We start from the raw sequence: 13,938 nt of genomic DNA on the forward strand, positions 1-13,938 counted from the left end.
GGGCCGCGCGGGCGGGCCGGGTTCTCACCTCAGCCGGCGGACCATCCGGTGTCCCGGGGTTCGCCGGTGGCCGGCCCGGCGCCGGTGGCCGCCGCCGGGCCCCCGGCCAGCCAGGCCGCGAGGACCAGGGGGTCCGGGGGGTGAGTCCCCGCGGTGGCGGCGAGTTCGTGGTGCAGGTCCCGGACGAGTTCCGTGCGGCGGCGCAGCACGGCCGCGCCCGGGAGCCGTTCCTCCGCTGCGGCGGCCGCCAGCGCGGCCCAGCGTTCCAGCCGGTCGGGGCCGGCGGCGACCGCTTCGGCGGTCTGGCGGGCGGGCGGTGCCCGGTGGGCGCCGCGCTGCCGGGCCGCCCAGCGGCCGAACTCGGCGCCCGGCCCGGCCACGGGGCCGGCGGCGGGCCGGATGTCGCCGGGCGGCAGCGGTCCGGCCGGCAGCCCGGCGCGCCACTGCTCGGCCAGCTGCTTGACGGCGGTTCCGTCGGGCACGGCCCAGCGCAGCCGCCAGACCGCCTCCGTGCCGGCCTCCACGCGTGCGGCCACCCGGGCGGGCCCGGGATCCAGACGGACGGCCCGCACGGTCTGCGCGGCCCGGTCGAGGAACCGGGCGCCGAGCCGGGTGAGTCTGAGCCGGCTCGCCGCCTCGGTCACGCCCCGCTCCGCCTGGGCCCGGGTCAGCGCCAGCCGCCACACCGCGTCGGTGCGTTCGGGTGCGGTCCGCCCGGCGCTGCGCTGCTGCCAGAACGACAGGTCCCCGAGGTGGGCGTAGATGCCCTGGAGCAGTCCGGCGGGCGGGCGCGGGTCCGGCCGCCAGGGCGCGTACAGGCGGGCACGTCCGTCCGGCTCGTGCAGGGTGACCAGGTCGGCGAGCGCGCTGAGCTTGCTGTGCTGGAACTCGTGCAGCAGGGTCAGCGCCAGCCGGTCGGGGTCGGCGGGCCAGGAGGCGAGGACGGTGCCGAAGGCGTGCCGTGAGGTCGCGGAGGTGACCCCGCGGGCGGGTGCGGGCAGCGGGACGATGGCGCCCAGTCCGGCCGCGAGCTCCTCGGCGCGCCCAGGGTGGCTGTCGACCAGGAGCCGCCAGGCAGAGCGCAGCAGTTCCTGCCAGGCGGCGGGCCGGGCGCTGGCCGTGTCGAGGGAGGGCAGCCGGGGGTCCGCGGTCTCCAGCGGGAGCCGCAGCGCCAGCCCCCGGTGCCGGGCCTCCAGGAAGGCCACGGGCTGCCAGTCGTGCCCCTCCCGGCCCGGGTCGCGCGGCAGCGGCCGTACCTCGCCCGGCAGCCGGATCTCCACCCGGCAGCCGTGGCCCGGGGACCGCGCGCCGTCCGCGCCGGGGTGCGCCTCGCGGCGGTCGGTGACCACCACCAGCGCCTCGCCTGCGGGGCCGAGCCGGGTGGCCGTGCCCAGGCCGGGCAGATACAGGGTGCCCTCGTGCACCGGTACCGCGATCTCGGCGCCGGTCCCGGCGCGTACGGCGGCGACCGCGGCGAGGGCGGCGAGGTCCCGCGCGCCGCACCCGCCGTGCCGGTGGGCCGGGCAGTCGCCCGCCGCGCGCGCGGCCCAGGTGCCGAACGAGGAGGCGTCGATCACGCCGCGGGCCGCGGCGGGGTCGGCGCGTTCCACCCGGGCGAGCAGGTCGGCCGCCGGCGCGGCGGCCGGCCCGCAGGGGCCGTCCAGGATCCGCCGCAGCAGCAGGAGGTTGCGGCTGCGGCGGGCCTGGCGCAGCAGCCGTACGGCCTCCGGGCCGCCCTCGCCGGCGGCGAGCGCGTCGAAGACGGGGTCCGGGATGACGTGCGTGGCGATCACCCCGGCCGCTCCGCGCAGCGGGCCACCCAGCGCCGGATGTGCCGGATGAGCAGCAGCAGGTCGGCGCAGTAGACGCTCGGCCGCCGGTATCCGCCGCCCGGGCCGTAGCGGTGGCCGTATTCGCCGCCGCCGCACACGGACAGTTCGGCGCAGTCGAGGCACTGCCCGGCGAGGACCCGCAGGCCGGCCTGCCGGGCGGCGAAGCCGGGGTGCCGCAGGACGTCGTCGAAGGAGTGGCGGTAGACGTCCAGGCCGGTGGCGGAGGCGCCGTCGTAGCCGGTGCGCAGGGCGTCGTTCTGGTGGATGCCGCCGTCGGCCTCGACGAAGGCGGACACCGAGCGGGTGACGCCGACCCAGTCCAGCCGGCTGCGGCCGCCGAGCACGCCGTGCAGCAGTTCGTCCAGCAGGCGCACCGAGGTCTCCTTGCGCGGCGCTCCGGCCCAGCGGTCGAAGACGGCCGCGAGCCAGGTGCCGTAGGCGCCGGACGGTGCGGGCGGGCGGGCGCCCCAGTGGGCGTGCGGCAGCAGGAAGTCGATCAGCGGGGGACGGGTCGGCAGCAGCGACTCGTAGACGGTCACGGGGTCCCGGGCGGGGTCGACGGTGCACAGCAGCCCGGCGTACAGGTGCGGGTACTGCGTGGACAGGCGGTGCAGTCCGGCCGTCACCCGGTCGTAGGAACCGGCGCCGGACCGGGTGCGGCGGTGCGCGTCGTGCGCCTGCCGGTCCCCGTCCACGCTGACCCCGACCCGCACCCGGTGTGCGGCCAGGGCGTCCAGCATGCGGGGGCCGAGCAGCGTGCCGTTGGTCTGGACGGTGAAGTCGGCCTCGGCGCCCGCCTCTTCGACGATCGCGCGCAGGGTGCCCGCAATTCGGCCGATACCCATCGGTCCGGCCAGCAGCGGCTCGCCTCCGTGCAGCACGATCCGGACCTGCCGCAGCCCGTGCCGCGCCGCGTGCTCGGCGATGCGCCGCGCCGTCTGCCGCACCGTCTGCGGGCTCATGGCGGCGGGCTGACGGCGCCAGGTGCGGTCGGCGTGCTCGTAGATGATGCAGTAGTCGCAGGCCAGATTGCACCGGCTGCGTATCTTGACGACGAACTGGCGCAGCGGGACGGGCCGCCAGCCGTGTTCGTACAGCGCCTCGACGTCTGCCATCGGCCCGTCAGGGGCTCGACTGCCAGCTGTTGTACGCGTCCTCGCCGGACTCCGCCGCCTCCGCCCGGAGCCGCTCCAGGGCCGCCGCGAGCACCGAGCCCGGCAGCGCGCGCAGTTCGTCGACGGTGAACGCGGCGACGTCGGGCAGGTCGCACTCGACCCCCGTCGTCTCTTCCATGCCTGTGCCCCTTCCGTCTCCGGGACATCCGGCATACGGCCCGCACCGCGGCGTCCGCGCCACTTGGGCATGGTAGGCGTCCCCCCCCGGCTGCGGGAGAAGGCCGTACGCACGCTGCGACGGATCCGGACACCCCGGCGCGGCCGCGCCGGGCCCGCTAGTTCTCCCACACGGCCCGGACGACCAGGTGCGCCTCACCGGTCGCCTTGGCCAGGACCGCTCCGGTCTCCCCGCTGAGCTTCACTCCGAACTCCAGTTCAAGGCGGCGCGGGGCGACCGCGAGCGAGGTGATCCGGGCGTGCGCCTCCGCCGCCATCCGCCGGATGCCGTCGAGCGCCTCCCCGAGGCCCTCCTGGGCCCGTCTGACGACCGTGCCGCCGTTGACCGAGATCTCCTCCAGGCCGTAGACGTCCTCGTCGACCGGTTCGACGAGGACCCTGCCGCCGTCCGGGAGCGAGAAGCTGACGACGTCCCCCATGTGCACCCTCCCCTGGCGCCCGCACGGGCGCGCTGGTGCAGTCGTACCCTGATCGGGGCCGTCCCCACACGTCCTGGCATGCTGGGTGGGTCATGACCTCACCATCCTCCCCCTCCCTCCCGGCCCCCGCCGCCGCCCGCAACCCCGTCGGCGCCCATGTGCCCGTCGCCGGCGGTCTGCACGCGGTGGGGCTCCCCTACGCCCGTGCGCTGAAGGCGGAGGCCGTGCAGGTCTTCGTGGCCAACCCGCGCGGCTGGGCCACCCCCGCGGGCAGCCCCCGGCAGGACGAGGCGTTCCGGGCGGCCTGCGCCGAGGAGTCGCTCCCGGCGTACGTCCACGCCCCCTACCTGATCAACTTCGGCTCGCACACCGAGGCGACCGTGGAGCGGTCGGTGGAGTCGCTGCGGCACTCGCTGCGGCGCGGGCGGGAGATCGGCGCGCTCGGCGTGGTCGTGCACACCGGGAGCGCGACGGGCGGGCGGAGCAGGGAGGTGGCCCTGAAGCAGGTGCGGGAGCGGCTGCTGCCGCTGCTGGACGAGCTGACCCACGACGACGACCCGTTTCTGCTGCTGGAGTCGACGGCCGGGCAGGGGGCCTCGCTGTGCTCGCGCACCTGGGACTTCGGCCCGTACTTCGATGCCCTGGACGCGCATCCGAAGCTCGGGGTGTGCCTGGACACCTGCCACGTGTTCGCCGCCGGCCACGACCTGACCGGGCCGAGCGGCATGCACCAGACCCTCGACCTGCTGGTGGACACGGTCGGCGAGGGCCGGCTGAAGCTGATCCACGCCAACGACTCGAAGGACGTGGCCGGCGCGCACAAGGACCGGCACGAGAACATCGGCGCCGGCCACATCGGCGAGGACCCGTTCCGGGCGCTGATGACCCACCCGGCGACGCAGGGCGTTCCCCTGGTCATCGAGACGCCCGGCGGCAAGGAGGGGCACGCGGCGGACGTGGAGCGGCTGAAGAAGCTCAGGGACGGCTGACGGCCCGGGTCAGGGCCGGCCCACCGCTCCGGACCGGCTGACGGCCCGGCTCACAGCTCGGGGCCCTCCCCCGGTTCCTCCTGGTAGGAGTACCGCTGTTCCTTCCACGGGTCGCCGATGTTGTGGTAGCCGCGTTCCTCCCAGAAGCCGCGGCGGTCGGCGGTCATGTACTCCACTCCGCGGACCCACTTGGGGCCCTTCCAGGCGTACAGGTGCGGCACGATCAGGCGGACCGGGAAGCCGTGCTCGGCGGTGAGGAGCTCGCCGTCCTTGTGGGTGGCGAAGAGGGTGCGGTCGGAGGCGAAGTCCGACAGGCGGAGGTTGGAGCTGAAGCCGTACTCCGCCCAGACCATCACATGGGTGACGTCCGGCGCCGGCGGGGCCAGGTCCAGGATCACCGCGGCCGGGATGCCGCCCCACTCCGCGCCGACCATGCTGAACTTCGTCACGCAGTGCAGATCGGCCACCACGGTGGTGTACGGCAGGGCCGTGAACTCCTCGTGGTTCCAGACGTGCTTGTCACCGTCGGCGGTGGCGCCGAAGACCCGGAACTCCCAGCGCTCGGGGCGGAACTTCGGCACGGGCCCGTAGTGCGTGACCGGCCAGCCGCGCTGGAGCCGCTGACCCGGCGGAAGCTCGGACCCTGCCGTCGCTCCCGCCGCTCGCTCCACCGGATGACCCATGTATCCATCCTGACAGACCCCGGGCAGTGCCCTTGACCACCCCCTTAAACCGGACAAGGGCGAGCAAGGGCCAGCAACTCATGACTTAGTTACTAAGTGCGCACTTACTGGACGATCTTCATCGCCGGTGCCATCATGCGGCGCTATCGGCCGGGTCCGGCTTACCTGGAAGGAGTCCATTGCGATGCAGGGCGACCCCGAGATCATCGAACTGCTCAACGAGCAGCTGACCGCCGAGCTGACCGCGATCAACCAGTACTTCCTGCACGCCAAGCTCCAGGATCACAAGGGGTGGTCGAAGCTGGCCAGGTACACCCGGGCCGAGTCCTTCGACGAGATGCGGCACGCGGAGATCCTCACCGACCGCATCCTGCTGCTCGACGGCCTGCCGAACTACCAGCGGCTCTTCCACGTCCGGGTCGGGCAGACGGTGACCGAGATGTTCCAGGCCGACCGGCAGATCGAGGTCGAGGCCATCGACCGGCTGCGCCGCGGCGTCCGGCTGATGCGCGAGAAGGACGACATCACCTCGGCGAACGTCTTCGAGGCGATCCTCGCCGACGAGGAGCACCACATCGACTACCTGGACACCCAGCTGGAGCTCCTGGACAAGCTGGGCGAGTCGCTCTACCTCTCGACCGTGATCGAGCAGAGCCAGCCCGACTCCTCCTCCGCACACTGAGCGGCCGGGCACCGGCCGCTAGGCCGCCTCGTCCAGCCGCTCCAGCGCCGGGGCGTGCCGCTCGATCAGCTCCCGGCGGGGGCAGGCGCCCCGGCCGAGGAGGGCCTGGATGCGCCGTACGCAGCCGCCGCAGTCCGTGCCCGCCTTGCAGGCGGAGGCTATCTGGCGGGGGGTGCAGGCACCGTTCTCCGCGTGCTGCCGGACCTGGGCCTCGGTGATGCCGAAGCAGCTGCAGACGTACACGCGGCACACCTCCCGACGGGATCGCTGTATGACTGCCATCCCGTATCTCGGTGAGGCAAACCTAACCTTACCCATCCGGTGGGGACGCGCAAAAGAGGCAGGGGCGCGGATCCGGTGTGATCCGCGCCCCTTACGTCCTACGCCGGGCTCACCGGCCGCTCACTGGTCCCGGTACATCTCCGCGACGAGGAACGCGAGGTCCAGCGACTGGCTGCGGTTCAGCCGCGGGTCGCAGGCCGTCTCGTAACGCTGGTGCAGATCGTCGACGAAGATCTCGTCGCCGCCGCCCACGCACTCGGTGACGTCGTCGCCGGTCAGCTCCACGTGGATGCCGCCCGGGTGGGTGCCGAGCGCCTTGTGGACCTCGAAGAAGCCCTTGACCTCGTCGAGCACGTCGTCGAAGCGGCGGGTCTTGTGCCCGGAGGCCGCCTCGAAGGTGTTGCCGTGCATCGGGTCGGTCACCCAGGCCACCGTCGCGCCGGACGCCGTGACCTTCTCCACCAGCTCGGGCAGCCGGTCGCGGATCTTGTCGGCGCCCATCCGGACGATGAAGGTCAGCCGGCCCGGTTCCCGCTCGGGGTCGAGGCGGTCGATGTACTGCAGCGCCTCCTCGGCCGTCGTCGTCGGGCCGAGCTTGATGCCGAGCGGGTTGCGGATCTGCGAGGCGAACTCGATGTGCGCGCCGTCCAGCTGGCGGGTGCGCTCGCCGATCCACACCATGTGCGCGGAGACGTCGTACAGCCTGCCGGTGCGCGAGTCGACCCGGGTCAGGGCGGACTCGTAGTCCAGCAGCAGCGCCTCGTGCGAGGAGAAGAACTCGACGGTCTTGAACTCCTCCGGCTCGGCGCCGCAGGCCCGCATGAAGTTCAGCGCGTTGTCGATCTCGCGGGCGAGCTGCTCGTAGCGCTGGCCCGACGGCGAGGTCTTCACGAAGTCCTGGTTCCAGGCGTGCACCTGGCGCAGGTCGGCGTAACCGCCGGTGGTGAAGGCGCGCACCAGGTTCAGCGTGGACGCCGAGGCGTTGTACATGCGCTTCAGCCGCTCGGGGTCCGGGATGCGGGACTCGGGCGTGAACTCGAAGCCGTTGACGGAGTCGCCCCGGTACACCGGGAGCGTCACGCCGTCGCGGGTCTCGGTCGGCTTGGAGCGGGGCTTGGAGTACTGCCCGGCGATCCGGCCGACCTTCACCACGGGCACGGAGGCCGCGTAGGTGAGGACGGCGCCCATCTGGAGCAGTGTCTTCAGCTTGTTGCGGATGTGGTCGGCGGACACCGCGTCGAAGGCCTCGGCGCAGTCGCCGCCCTGGAGGAGGAACGCCTCTCCCTTGGCGACGGCCGCCATCCGGGCGCGCAGCTGGTCGCACTCGCCCGCGAAGACGAGCGGCGGATACGACTCGAGGTCCGCGATCACTGCGCGCAGAGCCTCGGGGTCGGGGTACTCGGGCTGCTGCGCCGCGGGCAGGTTTCGCCAGGTGTTGCCAGCGCCGGGGCTGGTCTTAGCGTTCACGGTCACCTCGTAAACATTACGGGGTCGTGTCGCGTGCCCCATCTTCTGGCTCGAAGGGTGAGACGCGAGGGTTGTCCTGTGGACGAGGGGGCCCGTGCGGTAGGGTTCCTGCCATGTTCGCGCTGTCGATCCAGAACTGGTGGTGGACCGCTCATCCGGCGGCCCACTAATCGCGCGTACGCAAGACTTCGCGAAGGCCGCCCGAGGGGCGGCCTTCGGCGTGTCCGGGGCCGTTCCTCCCCATCGACGGAAGAGGAACCATGGACCTGGCACAGCTGCTGCACGACGACCGCCCCTTCGCCCTGCTCCGCCGCCGCACCCCGGGCCGCGACGCGGACACCGTGGAGGTGCTGACCGGCCCGGTGAGCCGCCGCGACCGGCTCGCCGACCTGCCCGACGAGTGCCTCGCGCTGGTGCCGTTCCGGCAGATCCGCGAGCGCGGCTTCGACGTCCGCGACGACGGCACCCCGCTGCTGGCGCTGACGCCCGAGGAGTCGTACGAGATCCCGCTGGACCAGGCGCTGGGGCAGCTGCCCGGTCACGACGTACGGGTGGAGGGCGGCGGCTTCGACGTCGGTGACGAGGAATACGCCGAGATCGTCGGCCGGGTGCTCCGCGAGGAGATCGGCCGGGGCGAGGGCGCGAACTTCGTGATCCGGCGGACGTACGAGGGCGGGATCCCGGGGTTCGGCCGGGCCGACGCGCTCGCCCTGTTCCGCCGGCTGCTGGAGGGCGAGCGGGGCGCGTACTGGACGTTCGTCGTGCACACCGGGGACCGGACGCTGGTCGGGGCCAGTCCCGAGGTGCACGTGCGGATGTCCGGCGGGACGGTCGTCATGAACCCGATCAGCGGGACCTACCGCTATCCCGCCGAGGGCCCGACCCCCGAGCACCTCCTCGATTTCCTCGCCGACGGCAAGGAGATCGAGGAGCTGTCGATGGTCGTCGACGAGGAACTGAAGATGATGTGCACCGTCGGCGACATGGGCGGGGTGGTCGTCGGGCCGCGCCTGAAGGAGATGGCGCACCTCGCGCACACCGAGTACGAGCTGCGCGGGAAGTCCTCCCTCGACGTCAGGGACGTGCTGCGCGAGACGATGTTCGCCGCCACCGTCACCGGCTCGCCCGTGCAGAACGCCTGCCGGGTCATCGAGCGGCACGAGGTCGGCGGCCGCGGGTACTACGCGGGCGCCCTCGCCCTGCTCGGCCGTGACTCCGGCGGGGCGCAGACCCTGGACTCCCCCATCCTGATCCGCACCGCCGACATCTCGGCGCGGGGCCGGCTGCGCGTCCCGGTCGGCGCCACGCTGGTGCGCGGCTCGGACCCGGCGGGCGAGGTCGCGGAGACCCACGCGAAGGCGGCGGGCGTGCTGGCGGCACTCGGGGTACGGCCGTCCCGGCCGCGCGCGGAGCGGGAGCGGCCCCGGCTGGCCGACGACCCGCGGGTGCGGGCCGCGCTGGACGGGCGCCGCTCGGCGCTGGCGCCGTTCTGGCTGCGGATGCAGGAGCCCTCCGCGGCCGGGGCGGGGCACGCCCTGGTCGTCGACGGCGAGGACACCTTCACCGCGATGCTGGCGCACGTGCTGCGCTCGGGCGGCCTGGAGGTGACGGTACGGGGGTACGACGAGCCGGGGCTGCGGGCGGCGGTGCTCGCGCACGCGGGACCGGTGGTGCTGGGCCCCGGACCGGGCGACCCGGCCGACCTCGCCGACCCGAAGATGCGGATCCTGCGGGAGCTGACCGCCACGGTGATCCGGGAGCACGGGCACGGGGTGCTCGGCGTCTGCCTCGGCCACGAGCTGATCGCGGCGGAGCTGGGCCTGGAGATCGTCCGCAAGGAGGTGCCGTACCAGGGCGCCCAGACGGAGATCGGCCTGTTCGGCCGGAGGGAGACCGTCGGCTTCTACAACAGCTTCGTGGCCCGGTGCGACGACGAGGCGGCACGGGAGCTGGCCGCGCACGGCATCGAGGTGAGCCGGGCCGCGAACGGCGAGGTGCACGCGCTGCGCGGGCCCGGCTTCGCGGGCGTGCAGTTCCACCCGGAGTCGGTCCTCAGCCTGAACGGGGCGGCCGTGGTGCGGGAGCTGATCGGCCGGCTGCGCGGGGCGAGCACGGCGCGGTGAGCGGACGGGCCCGGGGACAGCGGGGTCCCCGGGCCCGGTCCGGGCGGTCAGCCGAAGAACACCCCGACCTCCGCGTACAGCTTCGGGTCCACCGTCTTCAGCCTGGCCGTCGCCTCGGCGAGGGGGACGCGGACGATGTCGGTGCCGCGCAGGGCGACCATCCTGCCGAAGTCGCCGTCGTGGACGCAGTCGACGGCGTGCAGGCCGAACCGGGTGGCCAGCCAGCGGTCGAAGGCGCTGGGCGTGCCGCCGCGCTGGACATGGCCGAGGACCGTGGTGCGGGCCTCCTTGCCGGTGCGGCTCTCGATCTCCTTGGCCAGCCACTCGCCGACCCCGGAGAGCCGCACGTGCCCGAAGGAGTCGAGCGACCCGTCCTTGAGCACCATGTCGCCGTCCTTCGGCATGGCGCCCTCGGCGACGACCACGATGGGCGCGTACGACGCCCGGAAGCGGGAGGTGACCCAGGCGCAGACCTGCTCGACGTCGAAGCGCTGCTCGGGGATGAGGATGACGTTGGCGCCGCCGGCCAGGCCCGAGTGCAGGGCGATCCAGCCGGCGTGACGGCCCATCACCTCCACCACCAGCACCCGCATGTGGGACTCGGCGGTGGTGTGCAGGCGGTCGATGGCCTCGGTGGCGATGTTGACGGCGGTGTCGAAGCCGAAGGTGTAGTCGGTGGCGGACAGGTCGTTGTCGATCGTCTTGGGCACGCCGACGCAGGGCACCCCGTACTCGTCGGACAGCCGGGCGGCGACGCCGAGGGTGTCCTCGCCGCCGATGGCGACCAGGGCCTCGACGTCCAGCTTGGCCAGGTTGTCCTTGATCCGGCGGATGCCGTTCTCCTCCTTGAGGGGATTGGTGCGCGAGGAGCCCAGGATGGTGCCGCCGCGGGGCAGGATGCCGCGCACCGCGGGGATGTCGAGACGGACGGTGGCGCCTTCGAGAGGACCCCGCCAGCCGTCCCGGAAGCCGACGAAGTCATAGCCGTACTCCTGCACGCCCTTGCGGACGATGGCCCGGATGACGGCGTTGAGCCCGGGGCAGTCGCCGCCTCCGGTCAGTACTCCGACCCGCATGGAAATGTCCCTTCACCGCGGTTCCCTGACAGAGAGTCACCGTATGGTGATTCAGGTCACACCGGGAGGGGCGGGACGGGTGATTTCGGGGCATTGCCTCCGGCCGGGCCGGAGCGGGCCGGGGCTACTCCTCGTCGAGGCCGCGCTCGATGGCGTACCGCACCAGCTCGACCCTGTTGTGCAGCTGGAGTTTGCCGAGGGTGTTCTGCACGTGGTTCTGGACCGTGCGGTGCGAGATGACCAGGCGTTCGGCGATCTGCTTGTAGCTCAGGCCCTTGGCGACCAGCCGCAGCACCTCCGTCTCCCGGTCGGTCAGCCGGGGCGCGCCGGGTGCGTCCGTGTCGGGCGCGGGCGCCGGCTCGGCGGCGAGCCTGCGGTACTCGCCGAGGACGAGTCCGGCGAGGCCCGGCGTGAACACCGGGTCGCCCACGGCGGTCCGGCGCACGGCGTCCAGCAGTTCCTCGGTGGAGGCCGACTTCAGCAGATAGCCGGTCGCGCCGGACTTCACCGCCTCCAGCACGTCGGCGTGTTCGCCGCTCGCGGACAGGACGAGGACACGCAACGCCGGGTTGTGGCCGACCAGTTCCTTGCACACCTGGACCCCGGGCTTTGCCGGGAGGTTGAGGTCCAGCACCAGGACGTCGGGGGCGGCGGCCCTGGCGCGGCGGACCGCCTGCTCGCCGTCGCCGGCCGTCGCGACCACATGGAAGCCGGACTCGGTCAGGTCCCGGGCGACCGCGTCGCGCCACATGGGGTGGTCGTCCACCACCATGACCTTGATCGGGTCCCGCTGCTCGCTCATCGACGCCCCGCCTTCACGTTCTTCGGTACTTTCAGTTCCACTTCCGTGCCCTGTCCGGGCACGGAGACGAGTGCGGCGCTGCCGCCCAGGTCGCGCAGCCGCCCCCGGATCGACTGGGCCACACCCAGCCGGCCCTCCCCCTCGGCCTGGGCGAGCCGGCCCTCGGGGATGCCCGGGCCGTCGTCCCGGACGGTCACCACGATCCCGTCCGGCTCGTCCTCGACCAGGATCCAGGCGCGAGCCCCGTCCCCCGCGTGCCTGCGCACGTTGTCCAGGGCGGCGCCGACCGCGGCGGCCAGCTCCCGCGCGGCCGGCCCGGGCAGCTCGACCGGCGCCCCGGGCTCGGCCAGACTCACCCGGGCGCACGCGTAGGGGGCCAGCAGCGCGCGCAGGTCGACCGGTCCGTCACCGCCCGGTTCCCCGGCGGCGGGGACGGCGGCCCCGGCGGCGTCCCGCGCCACCGGGGAGAGCGGCGCCAGGCCGCCGGAGACGAGGGTGCGCAGCGCCACCTCCTGCTCCCCGGCGAGCCGGCCCAGCTCCGCCGCCTCGCCGCCGATGACCGCGCCGCGCCGCTGCACCATCGCCAGCACCTGGAGCACCCCGTCGTGGATGTCCCGGGCCAGCCGCTCCCGCTCCCGGGTCGCGGCCTCGATCTCCAGGGCACGGGCGAGGGTGCGCTCGGAGGCGCGGGCGACCTCCACGACGTAGCCGATGGCGATCGAGGCCACCCAGACGAGGATCACGTTGTGCACGGTGTCCCGGGCGGGGTGCCCGCGCTCGACGAGGTTGGCGGCGGCCACGCCGGTGGAGGCTACGGCCGCCCAGCGCCAGCCGCCCTTGAGGGCGAAGGCCAGCACCGAGCCGGCGGTCCATATCGACGGCAGGGTGGGGCCGCCGCCGGCGATCCGCTCGTGGTTGTCGGCGAGCGGGGTGAGCAGGACGCCGGCGAGCGCGACGGCCAGGTCGGCGGCGAGGAAGCCCTTGGTGCAGCTCGCCGCGTTCCGCACCCGGGGCAGGGTGGCGAGGGTCCACACCACCAGGACGGCGTAGTAGGCGACGGCGATCCAGGGCCGTACGAAGTCGGAGTACGCGCCGGCGCACAGGCCGATGGCGTACACCATCGTCAGCACGCGGTAGCCGGTGAGCGCGCGCCACAGCGGCAGCTCGACCGACATCCGCAGCGCGGGCCGCCGCCCGGCTCCCGCGCCGCGGGGCGCCGAGCCGCCGGCCTCGCCCGGTCCGTCGGGCGCGCGCGTGCCCGTCCCGGCGCCGTCGACGCGCCCCGCGGCCGCGTCGTGCTCGCGCTCGGCCATGTCCCCCGCCCCCGGCCCCTGCTGCGGGGCCTCGCTAGTCCTCTGCCTTCTTCCCGGCGTCCTTCTTCTCGGCCTCCTTGGCCGCCTTCGCCGCCTCCGCGATCTGCCGCTTGGCGGCTGTCGCGTACATGTCGACGTACTCCTGACCGGAGAGCTTCATGATCTCGTACATGACCTCGTCGGTCAGGGCGCGCAGGACGAAGCGGTCGTGCTCCATGCCGTGGTAGCGGCTGAAGTCCAGCGGCCTGCCGATGCGGATGCCGGGCCGCATCAGCTTCGGCACCACCTTGCCGGGCGGCTGGATCTTCTCGGTGTCGATCATCGCCACCGGGATGACCGGAGCGCCGGTGGCGAGGGCCACGCGCGCGAGGCCGCCGAGCTTGCCCCGGTAGAGGCGGCCGTCGGGCGAGCGGGTGCCCTCGGGGTAGATGCCGAACAGCTCGCCGCGCTCCAGCACCTCGATGCCGCTCCTGACCGCCGCCTCGCCGGCGCCGCGCGCCCCGGAGCGGTCCACCGGGAGCTGTCCGACGCCCTTGAAGAACGCGGCGGTCAGCCGGCCCTTCACGCCGGGCGTCGTGAAGTACTCCGCCTTGGCGATGAAGGTGACCTTGCGGTCCAGGACCGCGGGCAGGAAGAAGGAGTCCGAGAAGGACAGGTGATTGCTCGCCAGTATGGCGGGGCCCTCGGCCGGGATGTTCTCCAGGCCTTCCACCCAGGGTCTGAAGGCGACCTTCAGCGGCCCCCCGATGGCGACCTTCATCGTGCCGTACAACACCCGCGTGCCTCCTGTTTCCGTCGAACAGACCTTAACCCGCGGGACCGTCAAAGCACCCGACGACCCTGGTCGGTGTCAGTGCCGTCGCGTACGGTGAAGCACATCCGCACGTTTCCCTCACGCCCGCGCCGGCCACCGGCGGG

15 protein-coding genes are annotated in these 13,938 nt (G+C 73.5%); 4 read left to right on the forward strand and 11 right to left on the reverse strand.

The window, feature by feature from the left end; translation table 11 throughout:
- Window positions 1-29: 29 nt before the first annotated feature.
- The 4 genes from ACGFZN_RS07380 to ACGFZN_RS07395 form a co-directional block, all read right to left on the reverse strand.
- Complete coding sequence (locus tag ACGFZN_RS07380; protein WP_393857512.1) at window positions 30-1,793, reverse strand: aKG-HExxH-type peptide beta-hydroxylase; 1,764 nt, start codon at window positions 1,791-1,793, stop codon at window positions 30-32.
- Window positions 1,790-2,947: an FxsB family cyclophane-forming radical SAM/SPASM peptide maturase gene (locus tag ACGFZN_RS07385; protein ID WP_393857513.1), complete on the reverse strand. Its 1,158-nt coding sequence runs from the start codon at window positions 2,945-2,947 to the stop codon at window positions 1,790-1,792. Before ACGFZN_RS07385 ends, ACGFZN_RS07380 begins: the two co-directional genes overlap by 4 nt.
- Window positions 2,948-2,954: 7 nt before the next feature.
- Window positions 2,955-3,125 (reverse strand): FxSxx-COOH cyclophane-containing RiPP peptide, encoded by a 171-nt coding sequence (gene fxsA, locus ACGFZN_RS07390; RefSeq protein WP_393857514.1) that lies wholly within the window; start codon window positions 3,123-3,125, stop codon window positions 2,955-2,957.
- A 157-nt stretch (window positions 3,126-3,282) separates the two neighbouring features.
- Window positions 3,283-3,603 (reverse strand): CU044_2847 family protein, encoded by a 321-nt coding sequence (locus ACGFZN_RS07395; RefSeq protein WP_393857515.1) that lies wholly within the window; start codon window positions 3,601-3,603, stop codon window positions 3,283-3,285.
- A gap of 92 nt (window positions 3,604-3,695) precedes the next feature.
- On the opposite strand from ACGFZN_RS07395, the gene ACGFZN_RS07400 reads away from it, so the two are divergent.
- Entirely contained in the window at window positions 3,696-4,592 is an 897-nt protein-coding gene (locus ACGFZN_RS07400; RefSeq protein WP_393857516.1) for a deoxyribonuclease IV, read from the forward strand.
- A gap of 50 nt (window positions 4,593-4,642) precedes the next feature.
- Here ACGFZN_RS07400 and ACGFZN_RS07405 read toward each other — a convergent pair whose 3' ends face one another.
- Window positions 4,643-5,275 (reverse strand): sulfite oxidase-like oxidoreductase, encoded by a 633-nt coding sequence (locus tag ACGFZN_RS07405; RefSeq protein WP_393857517.1) that lies wholly within the window; start codon window positions 5,273-5,275, stop codon window positions 4,643-4,645.
- Between the two features lie 184 nt (window positions 5,276-5,459).
- On the opposite strand from ACGFZN_RS07405, the gene bfr reads away from it, so the two are divergent.
- The gene (gene bfr / locus ACGFZN_RS07410; protein WP_393857518.1) at window positions 5,460-5,957 is read left to right on the forward strand and encodes a bacterioferritin; all 498 of its coding nucleotides are present in this window, start codon (window positions 5,460-5,462) and stop codon (window positions 5,955-5,957) included.
- An 18-nt stretch (window positions 5,958-5,975) separates the two neighbouring features.
- Here bfr and ACGFZN_RS07415 read toward each other — a convergent pair whose 3' ends face one another.
- Entirely contained in the window at window positions 5,976-6,200 is a 225-nt protein-coding gene (locus ACGFZN_RS07415; RefSeq protein WP_393857519.1) for a bacterioferritin-associated ferredoxin, read from the reverse strand.
- Between the two features lie 159 nt (window positions 6,201-6,359).
- On the reverse strand, window positions 6,360-7,712 hold the full coding sequence (locus ACGFZN_RS07420; protein WP_393857520.1) for a class II 3-deoxy-7-phosphoheptulonate synthase: 1,353 nt from the start codon (window positions 7,710-7,712) through the stop codon (window positions 6,360-6,362).
- A 107-nt stretch (window positions 7,713-7,819) separates the two neighbouring features.
- Between ACGFZN_RS07420 and ACGFZN_RS07425 the strand changes: the two genes are divergently transcribed.
- Window positions 7,820-7,876, forward strand: a complete 57-nt coding sequence (locus tag ACGFZN_RS07425) for a trp operon leader peptide (protein ID WP_115913573.1) — start codon at window positions 7,820-7,822, stop codon at window positions 7,874-7,876.
- Between the two features lie 90 nt (window positions 7,877-7,966).
- Window positions 7,967-9,829 (forward strand): anthranilate synthase family protein, encoded by a 1,863-nt coding sequence (locus ACGFZN_RS07430; protein ID WP_393857521.1) that lies wholly within the window; start codon window positions 7,967-7,969, stop codon window positions 9,827-9,829.
- Between the two features lie 47 nt (window positions 9,830-9,876).
- Here the strand turns inward: ACGFZN_RS07430 and ACGFZN_RS07435 are convergent, their stop codons facing one another.
- The 4 genes from ACGFZN_RS07435 to ACGFZN_RS07450 form a co-directional block, all read right to left on the reverse strand.
- Window positions 9,877-10,905 carry a 6-phosphofructokinase gene (locus ACGFZN_RS07435; protein ID WP_393857522.1) on the reverse strand — a complete coding sequence of 343 codons (1,029 nt, stop codon included), beginning with the start codon at window positions 10,903-10,905 and terminating at the stop codon, window positions 9,877-9,879.
- Between the two features lie 124 nt (window positions 10,906-11,029).
- A complete protein-coding gene (locus ACGFZN_RS07440) occupies window positions 11,030-11,707 on the reverse strand; it encodes a response regulator (protein WP_393857523.1) in 678 nt (225 codons plus the stop codon).
- Complete coding sequence (gene macS / locus ACGFZN_RS07445; protein WP_393857690.1) at window positions 11,704-12,882, reverse strand: MacS family sensor histidine kinase; 1,179 nt, start codon at window positions 12,880-12,882, stop codon at window positions 11,704-11,706. The genes ACGFZN_RS07440 and macS overlap by 4 nt, the downstream gene beginning before the upstream one ends.
- A gap of 172 nt (window positions 12,883-13,054) precedes the next feature.
- Window positions 13,055-13,792: a lysophospholipid acyltransferase family protein gene (locus tag ACGFZN_RS07450; RefSeq protein WP_393857691.1), complete on the reverse strand. Its 738-nt coding sequence runs from the start codon at window positions 13,790-13,792 to the stop codon at window positions 13,055-13,057.
- Window positions 13,793-13,938 lie beyond the last annotated feature (146 nt).

The organism is Streptomyces sp. NPDC048192 (assembly GCF_043202415.1).
Classification (GTDB): Bacteria; Actinomycetota; Actinomycetes; order Streptomycetales; family Streptomycetaceae; genus Streptomyces.

Coding starts and splice junctions, on each gene's coding strand:
- ACGFZN_RS07395 (WP_393857515.1), bottom strand. CDS start 3,603: ATGGGGGACGTCGTCAGCTTCTCGCTCCCGGACGGCGGCAGGGTCCTC.
- ACGFZN_RS07400 (WP_393857516.1), top strand. CDS start 3,696: ATGACCTCACCATCCTCCCCCTCCCTCCCGGCCCCCGCCGCCGCCCGC.
- ACGFZN_RS07440 (WP_393857523.1), bottom strand. CDS start 11,707: ATGAGCGAGCAGCGGGACCCGATCAAGGTCATGGTGGTGGACGACCAC.
- ACGFZN_RS07430 (WP_393857521.1), top strand. CDS start 7,967: ATGGACCTGGCACAGCTGCTGCACGACGACCGCCCCTTCGCCCTGCTC.
- bfr (WP_393857518.1), top strand. CDS start 5,460: ATGCAGGGCGACCCCGAGATCATCGAACTGCTCAACGAGCAGCTGACC.
- macS (WP_393857690.1), bottom strand. CDS start 12,882: ATGTCGGTCGAGCTGCCGCTGTGGCGCGCGCTCACCGGCTACCGCGTG.
- fxsA (WP_393857514.1), bottom strand. CDS start 3,125: ATGGAAGAGACGACGGGGGTCGAGTGCGACCTGCCCGACGTCGCCGCG.
- ACGFZN_RS07405 (WP_393857517.1), bottom strand. CDS start 5,275: ATGGGTCATCCGGTGGAGCGAGCGGCGGGAGCGACGGCAGGGTCCGAG.
- ACGFZN_RS07385 (WP_393857513.1), bottom strand. CDS start 2,947: ATGGCAGACGTCGAGGCGCTGTACGAACACGGCTGGCGGCCCGTCCCG.
- ACGFZN_RS07435 (WP_393857522.1), bottom strand. CDS start 10,905: ATGCGGGTCGGAGTACTGACCGGAGGCGGCGACTGCCCCGGGCTCAAC.